Origin of the sequence: Pseudarthrobacter sp. DSP2-3-2b1, assembly GCF_049895945.1 — a bacterium.
Lineage (GTDB): Bacteria > Actinomycetota > Actinomycetes > Actinomycetales > Micrococcaceae > Arthrobacter.
Map to the genome: position 1 here is coordinate 239896 of NZ_JAFCTI010000006.1, position 6213 is coordinate 246108.

Here is a 6213-nt window from a genome sequence, read left to right on the forward strand (position 1 = left end):
AACACGAAAGTAAACAGAGCAGCCCTACTCAGAGCAGCACTAACTGAAAGAGAGTCAGGCGACATGGCGGGACAAAAAATCCGCATCCGGCTGAAGTCATATGACCACGAGGTCATTGATGTTTCAGCACGGAAGATCGTTGAGACGGTCACGCGCGCAGGCGCCACGGTAGTTGGCCCCGTGCCGCTTCCGACGGAGAAGAACATCTACTGCGTAATCCGCTCTCCGCACAAGTACAAAGACAGCCGCGAGCACTTTGAAATGCGCACGCACAAGCGTCTTATCGACATCATCGATCCCACGCCCAAGGCTGTCGACTCGCTCATGCGTCTCGACCTGCCGGCAGACGTGAACATCGAAATCAAGCTGTAGGGAGGTGCTGAGAGACTATGACCGCAACCCGTAACGTAAAGGGCCTGCTGGGCACGAAGCTCGGCATGACCCAGGTCTGGGACGAGAACAACAAGCTCATCCCCGTCACTGTGGTCCAGGCAGATTCGAACGTCATCACCCAGCTGCGCAACGCAGACACTGATGGCTATGTCGCTGTTCAGATCGGCTACGGCCAGATCGATCCCCGCAAGGTCACCAAGCCGCTGGCTGGTCACTTTGAAAAGGCAGGCGTCACGCCTCGCCGCCACGTCGTCGAACTGCGCACTGCAGATGCTGACACTTACGAGCTGGGCCAGGAGCTTTCTGTTGAGCTCTTCGAAGCCGGCCAGAAGATCGACGTTATCGGCACCACCAAGGGTAAGGGCTTCGCCGGCGTTATGAAGCGTCACGGCTTCCACGGCGTTGGAGCTTCCCACGGTGCCCACAAGAACCACCGTAAGCCCGGTTCAATCGGTGGCGCATCCACCCCGAGCCGCGTCTTCAAGGGCATGAAAATGGCCGGCCGCATGGGCGCCGTTCGTCACACCACGCTGAACCTCACGGTTCACGCTGTTGACGTCGAGAAGTCGCTGCTCCTGATCAAGGGTGCCGTCCCCGGCGCCCGCGGCCAGGTCGTACTCGTACGCACCGCCGTGAAGGGAGCCTAGTTAGATGACTAGCACTGTCAAGGTAGACCTGCCTGCAGAGATCTTCGACGTTCAGACCAACGTGCCCTTGCTGCACCAGGTCGTCGTTGCACAGCTCGCTGCTGCTCGCCAGGGTACCCACAAGACCAAGACCCGCGCCGAGGTTTCCGGTGCAGGTCGCAAGCCGTTCAAGCAGAAGGGCACCGGCCGCGCCCGTCAGGGTTCAATCCGTGCTCCTCACATGACCGGTGGTGGCGTTGTCCACGGTCCCACACCGCGTGACTACAGCCAGCGTACCCCCAAGAAGATGATTGCTGCTGCACTGCGCGGCGCACTCTCTGACCGGGCACGCAACGGACGCATCCACGTTGTTGCTGAACTGGTGGAGGGCACCAAGCCGTCCGTCAAGAACGCACTTGCAACCTTGCGCGGAGTTTCCGAGCGCAAGAACCTGCTGGTTGTCATCGAGCGCGCCAACGATGTTGCAGCACTTTCCGTGCGCAACCTCGCCGGTGTTCACGTTCTGTACGCAGACCAGCTGAACACCTACGACGTACTCGTCTCTGACGACGTTGTCTTCACCAAGGCTGCCTACGAAGCATTCGTTGCTGACCGGGCAGTAGCAAAGAACGAGGAGGATGCCAAGTGAGTGCAGCCACCATCAAAGACCCGCGCGACGTCGTGCTTGCACCCGTCGTATCGGAAAAAAGCTACGGCCTGATCGATGAGGGCAAGTACACCTTCCTGGTGGACCCCCGCTCGAACAAGACCGAGATCAAGCTGGCCGTGGAGAAGATTTTCTCCGTCAAGGTCGAATCGATCAACACCATCAACCGTGCCGGTAAGCGCAAGCGCACCAAATTCGGATGGGGTACCCGCAAGAACACCAAGCGTGCAATTGTGAGCCTCAAAGAAGGCACCATCGACATCTTCGGCGGTCCGCTCTCGTAGCGGAGACCACTTTAACGAGGAAATAAATTATGGGAATCCGTAAATACAAGCCGACTACCCCGGGCCGTCGTGGCTCGAGCGTAGCGGACTTCACTGAAATCACGCGGTCGACGCCGGAAAAGTCGTTGGTACGTCCCCTCCCGAAAAAGGGTGGCCGTAACAACTCCGGTAAGATCACGACCCGTCACAAGGGTGGTGGCCACAAGCGCCAGTACCGTCTGATCGACTTCCGTCGCCACGACAAAGACGGCGTCAACGCCCGCGTTGCCGAAATCGAGTACGATCCGAACCGCACGGCTCGCATCGCACTCCTGCACTACGTTGATGGCACCAAGCGTTACATCATCGCCCCGAACAAGCTCTCCCAGGGTGACGTAGTAGAAGCAGGTTCCGGTGCTGACATCAAGCCCGGCAACAACCTGCCCCTGCTCAACATCCCGGTTGGTACCGTAATCCACGCAGTTGAACTGCGTCCGGGTGGCGGCGCCAAGATGGGCCGCTCCGCCGGTGCATCGATCCAGCTTGTTGCCAAGGAAGGCCGCTTCGCCCAGCTGCGTCTGCCTTCCGGCGAAATCCGCAACGTTGACGTGCGCTGCCGCGCAACCGTCGGCGAGGTCGGCAACGCCGAGCAGTCGAACATCAACTGGGGTAAGGCCGGCCGCATGCGCTGGAAGGGCGTCCGCCCGACCGTCCGTGGTGTCGCGATGAACCCGGTTGACCACCCGCACGGTGGTGGCGAGGGTAAGACGTCCGGTGGACGTCACCCCGTCAACCCGAACGGTAAGCGGGAAGGCCGCACGCGCCGCCCCAACAAAGAGAGCGACAAACTCATTGTTCGTCGCCGTCGTACTGGCAAGAACAAGCGATAGGAGCCTGGACACATGCCACGCAGCCTGAAAAAAGGTCCTTTCGTTGACCAGCACCTCTTTGTAAAGGTGGACAGGGAAAACGAAAAGGGCACCAAGAACGTCATTAAGACCTGGTCCCGCCGTTCGATGATCATCCCCGACATGCTCGGGCACACGATCGCCGTACACGACGGACGCAAGCACATTCCGGTGTTTGTCACTGAGTCGATGGTCGGGCACAAGCTCGGCGAATTCGCTCCCACGCGGACATTCCGCGGCCATGTCAAGGACGACCGTAAGGGCAAGCGCCGCTAGGCGCCTGCACTTACGTCAAAGACGAGAGAAGGAAAGCAATGGAAGCCAAGGCAATTGCGCGCCACATCCGCGTAACGCCTATGAAGGCCCGGCGCGTCGTCAACCTTGTTCGTGGTTTGCAAGCGAATGAGGCTCTGGCAATTCTGAAGTTTGCCCCACAGGCAGCTTCAGAGCCGGTATTCAAGGTAGTTCAGTCGGCAATCTCCAACGCCCGGGTCCTCGCGGACCGCGACGGCGTGGCGTTTGACGAAGGTGACCTCATCATCAGCGAAGCGTTTGTTGATGAAGGCCCGACCATGAAGCGGTTCCAGCCGCGTGCCCAGGGTCGTGCATTTCAGATCAAGAAGCGCACGAGCCACATCACCGTGGTAGTCGCTACCCCGGAGAAAGAGGAGGCTCGCTAAGTGGGACAGAAAGTTAACCCGCACGGGTTCCGACTCGGCATCACCACCGATCACGTATCGCACTGGTTTGCTGACAGCACCAAAGCCGGCCAGCGTTACAAGGACTTCGTTCGCGAAGACATCCGTATCCGACAGCTCATGTCAGTTGGCATGGAGCGCGCCGGTATCGCCAAGGTTGAGATCGAGCGCACCCGTGACCGTGTCCGCGTGGATATCCACACGGCACGTCCCGGTATCGTTATCGGCCGCCGTGGCGCCGAAGCAGACCGCATCCGCGGCGAGCTGGAGAAGCTCACGGGCAAGCAGGTTCAGCTGAACATCCTCGAGGTCAAGAACCCCGAGATGGAAGCTCAGCTTGTTGCCCAGGGCGTTGCTGAGCAGCTGACTTCCCGCGTGGCTTTCCGCCGCGCGATGAAGAAGGCCATGCAGTCCGCGCAGCGTGCAGGTGCCAAGGGCATCCGTATTGCGTGCTCCGGTCGACTGGGCGGCGCAGAAATGTCCCGCTCGGAGTTCTACCGCGAAGGCCGTGTGCCCCTGCACACCCTCCGTGCGAACATCGACTACGGCTTCTACGAGGCCAAGACCACCTTCGGCCGTATCGGCGTGAAGGTCTGGATCTACAAGGGCGATGTCACCTCCAAGGAACTGGCTCAGCAGGCAGCTGCTGCTCCGTCCCGTGGCCGTGGCCCCAGCGACCGTCCGGGCCGCCCGGGTGGCGCTGACCGCAGCGGTGCAGACCGTGGTGACCGCCGTCGTCGTACCGACCGTCCGGCAGCAGAGGCAGCTCCGGCTGCCGCCGCTCCGGCAGTTGAGGCTGCACCCGCTGCAGTAGAAGGAGGACAGGCTTAAATGCTTATCCCACGTCGAGTCAAGCACCGTAAGCAGCACCACCCGGGCCGTTCCGGAACTGCTACGGGCGGCACGAAGGTCTCCTTCGGTGAGTACGGAATCCAGGCCCTGAGCCCGGCTTACGTCACGAACCGTCAGATCGAGTCCGCACGTATCGCGATGACCCGCCACATCAAGCGTGGCGGCAAGGTCTGGATCAACATTTACCCGGACCGTCCTATCACCAAGAAGCCTGCCGAAACCCGCATGGGTTCCGGTAAGGGTTCACCGGAATGGTGGGTCGCTAACGTCAAGCCGGGCCGGGTTCTCTTCGAGATCTCCGGCGTCGAAGAATCGGTAGCTCGCGAGGCCCTGCGCCTGGCAATCCACAAGCTCCCGTTGAAGGCACGCATTTTGCGTCGCGAAGGTGGTGAATAGAAATGGCAGTAGGATCCAAGGAACTTGCATCCGCACAGCTGGACACGTTCGACAACGAGCGCCTCGTTGAAGAACTCCGTAAGGCTAAGGAAGAGCTGTTCAACCTGCGTTTCCAGTCCGCCACCGGTCAGCTGGAGAACCACGGTCGTCTGCGCGCGGTAAAGAAGGACATCGCACGCATCTACACCGTTCTCCGTGAGCGCGAGCTGGGCATTCGTGCCGAGGTTGCCGCACCCGTTGTGGAAGCCAAGGAAGAAAAGAAATCCAAGAAGGCAGCAACCAAGAAGGCCGAAAAGGCTGAAACGGTTGAGACCGAGGAGGATGCCAAGTGAGTGAAAAGGACGAGAACGTGACGGAAACTGTTTCCGCGGCAGCTACAGCTGCCGAGCGCGGTGACCGTAAGACGAAGCGCGGCTACGTGGTCTCGGACAAGATGGAAAAGACCATCGTTGTCCAGGTTGAGGACCGCGTAAAGCACGCCCTTTACGGCAAGGTCATCCGCCGTAACACCAAAATCAAGGCTCACGACGAAGAGAACACCGCCGGCATCGGCGACCTCGTTCTCCTCGCCGAGACCCGCCCGCTGTCCGCTACTAAGCGGTGGCGCCTGGTCGAGATCCTCGAAAAGGCCAAGTAACACCTGCAGCTCTGGTTCCAGAGCGGCATTGGAAACCCCCGTTCCCGGTTGGGAGCGGGGGTTTCCTGCGTCCGGGGGAGTGGCGCCCTGGGCGGGCCCAAAGCGTACGGTCCGTGCCGCCGTCGTCCGCTCCCCGCCCCCCGCCCCCGCCCCGTCCCCCTCGACGCTCTCTCAGTTAACGCAGGATTTGGGCAGACGCTCGAAAGTTGTCAAGCTGTGTGGAGTCACTGGGCTAGTTTTTGGGGTGGTGCGGTTTCGGGCAGGTTGATCCCCACGTGGGTGGCGGGGGCCGGTGTGGTGGGTCGTTGGCGGAATCTTCCTGGATTCCGTTCGAAGTAGTCCTGGTGGGCCTTGTCTCGCTTGTCCCAGATTTCTTTCCAGGAGCCATCGTGAACCTGTGAGGGCGAGAACAGTGCGATGCCGGAGTGTTTGTGGTCGGTGCTGTACCAGTGCACGTAGCCGGTGAGGTACTCCCTGGCGGCCTCGAGATCGTTAAAGATCCGGGGGTAGCCGGGCCGGTATTTCATCGTGCGAAAGCCTGATTCCGAGAAGGGGTTGTCGTTGGAGACGTACGGGCGGTTATGGGTCAGTTCCACGCCGTGGGCGGTGAGGGTGTCACGGAGCAGGTTTGATCTCATGGCTGGGCCTGAATCGGCATGCACGATGCGTGGGGCCCCGTACCGGGCGATGGCTGTCTTGAACATCTCCGCGGCGAGGTGGTCGGACTCGCGGTCCTCCACCCGCCAGCCAACAATCTCCCGGGAGAAGATGTC

At 60.7% G+C, this 6213-nt stretch carries 12 protein-coding genes; 11 read left to right on the plus strand and 1 reads right to left on the minus strand.

The window, feature by feature from the left end; genetic code table 11:
- The first annotated feature begins 63 nt into the window (after nt 1-63).
- From rpsJ to rpsQ, 11 genes are read left to right on the plus strand one after another with little or no spacing between them, the layout of a single operon-like run.
- Nucleotides 64-372: a 30S ribosomal protein S10 gene (rpsJ, locus tag ACP7AX_RS10095; RefSeq protein WP_038464699.1), complete on the plus strand. Its 309-nt coding sequence runs from the start codon at nt 64-66 to the stop codon at nt 370-372.
- Nucleotides 373-389: 17 nt separating this feature from the next.
- The gene (gene rplC, locus ACP7AX_RS10100; RefSeq protein ID WP_108599010.1) at nt 390-1040 is read left to right on the plus strand and encodes a 50S ribosomal protein L3; all 651 of its coding nucleotides are present in this window, start codon (nt 390-392) and stop codon (nt 1038-1040) included.
- A gap of 4 nt (nt 1041-1044) precedes the next feature.
- The gene (gene rplD / locus ACP7AX_RS10105) at nt 1045-1668 is read left to right on the plus strand and encodes a 50S ribosomal protein L4 (protein WP_056344389.1); all 624 of its coding nucleotides are present in this window, start codon (nt 1045-1047) and stop codon (nt 1666-1668) included.
- The gene (rplW, locus tag ACP7AX_RS10110) at nt 1665-1970 is read left to right on the plus strand and encodes a 50S ribosomal protein L23 (protein WP_018773664.1); all 306 of its coding nucleotides are present in this window, start codon (nt 1665-1667) and stop codon (nt 1968-1970) included. Before rplD ends, rplW begins: the two co-directional genes overlap by 4 nt.
- A 29-nt stretch (nt 1971-1999) precedes the next feature.
- A complete protein-coding gene (rplB, locus tag ACP7AX_RS10115; protein ID WP_056344386.1) occupies nt 2000-2839 on the plus strand; it encodes a 50S ribosomal protein L2 in 840 nt (279 codons plus the stop codon).
- Nucleotides 2840-2851: 12 nt separating this feature from the next.
- The gene (rpsS, locus tag ACP7AX_RS10120) at nt 2852-3133 is read left to right on the plus strand and encodes a 30S ribosomal protein S19 (protein ID WP_011692805.1); all 282 of its coding nucleotides are present in this window, start codon (nt 2852-2854) and stop codon (nt 3131-3133) included.
- Nucleotides 3134-3171: 38 nt separating this feature from the next.
- Nucleotides 3172-3537, plus strand: a complete 366-nt coding sequence (gene rplV / locus ACP7AX_RS10125; RefSeq protein WP_009358304.1) for a 50S ribosomal protein L22 — start codon at nt 3172-3174, stop codon at nt 3535-3537.
- Nucleotides 3538-4386 carry a 30S ribosomal protein S3 gene (gene rpsC / locus ACP7AX_RS10130; protein ID WP_131682889.1) on the plus strand — a complete coding sequence of 283 codons (849 nt, stop codon included), beginning with the start codon at nt 3538-3540 and terminating at the stop codon, nt 4384-4386.
- The gene (rplP, locus tag ACP7AX_RS10135) at nt 4387-4803 is read left to right on the plus strand and encodes a 50S ribosomal protein L16 (RefSeq protein ID WP_108599007.1); all 417 of its coding nucleotides are present in this window, start codon (nt 4387-4389) and stop codon (nt 4801-4803) included.
- Nucleotides 4804-4805: 2 nt separating this feature from the next.
- The gene (rpmC, locus tag ACP7AX_RS10140) at nt 4806-5135 is read left to right on the plus strand and encodes a 50S ribosomal protein L29 (protein ID WP_066293285.1); all 330 of its coding nucleotides are present in this window, start codon (nt 4806-4808) and stop codon (nt 5133-5135) included.
- The gene (gene rpsQ, locus ACP7AX_RS10145; protein ID WP_108599005.1) at nt 5132-5440 is read left to right on the plus strand and encodes a 30S ribosomal protein S17; all 309 of its coding nucleotides are present in this window, start codon (nt 5132-5134) and stop codon (nt 5438-5440) included. The genes rpmC and rpsQ overlap by 4 nt, the downstream gene beginning before the upstream one ends.
- A 224-nt stretch (nt 5441-5664) precedes the next feature.
- Here rpsQ and ACP7AX_RS10150 read toward each other — a convergent pair.
- Nucleotides 5665-6213: transposase (locus ACP7AX_RS10150; RefSeq protein WP_426226332.1), on the minus strand; the 549-nt coding region annotated here is incomplete at its 5' end.

What these genes read in the sequence shown, in the direction of transcription:
- rpmC (WP_066293285.1), top strand. Translation starts at nt 4,806, where the DNA reads ATGGCAGTAGGATCCAAGGAACTTGCATCCGCACAGCTGGACACGTTC.
- rplB (WP_056344386.1), top strand. Translation starts at nt 2,000, where the DNA reads ATGGGAATCCGTAAATACAAGCCGACTACCCCGGGCCGTCGTGGCTCG.
- rpsJ (WP_038464699.1), top strand. Translation starts at nt 64, where the DNA reads ATGGCGGGACAAAAAATCCGCATCCGGCTGAAGTCATATGACCACGAG.
- rplD (WP_056344389.1), top strand. Translation starts at nt 1,045, where the DNA reads ATGACTAGCACTGTCAAGGTAGACCTGCCTGCAGAGATCTTCGACGTT.
- rplC (WP_108599010.1), top strand. Translation starts at nt 390, where the DNA reads ATGACCGCAACCCGTAACGTAAAGGGCCTGCTGGGCACGAAGCTCGGC.
- rpsS (WP_011692805.1), top strand. Translation starts at nt 2,852, where the DNA reads ATGCCACGCAGCCTGAAAAAAGGTCCTTTCGTTGACCAGCACCTCTTT.
- rplV (WP_009358304.1), top strand. Translation starts at nt 3,172, where the DNA reads ATGGAAGCCAAGGCAATTGCGCGCCACATCCGCGTAACGCCTATGAAG.
- rplP (WP_108599007.1), top strand. Translation starts at nt 4,387, where the DNA reads ATGCTTATCCCACGTCGAGTCAAGCACCGTAAGCAGCACCACCCGGGC.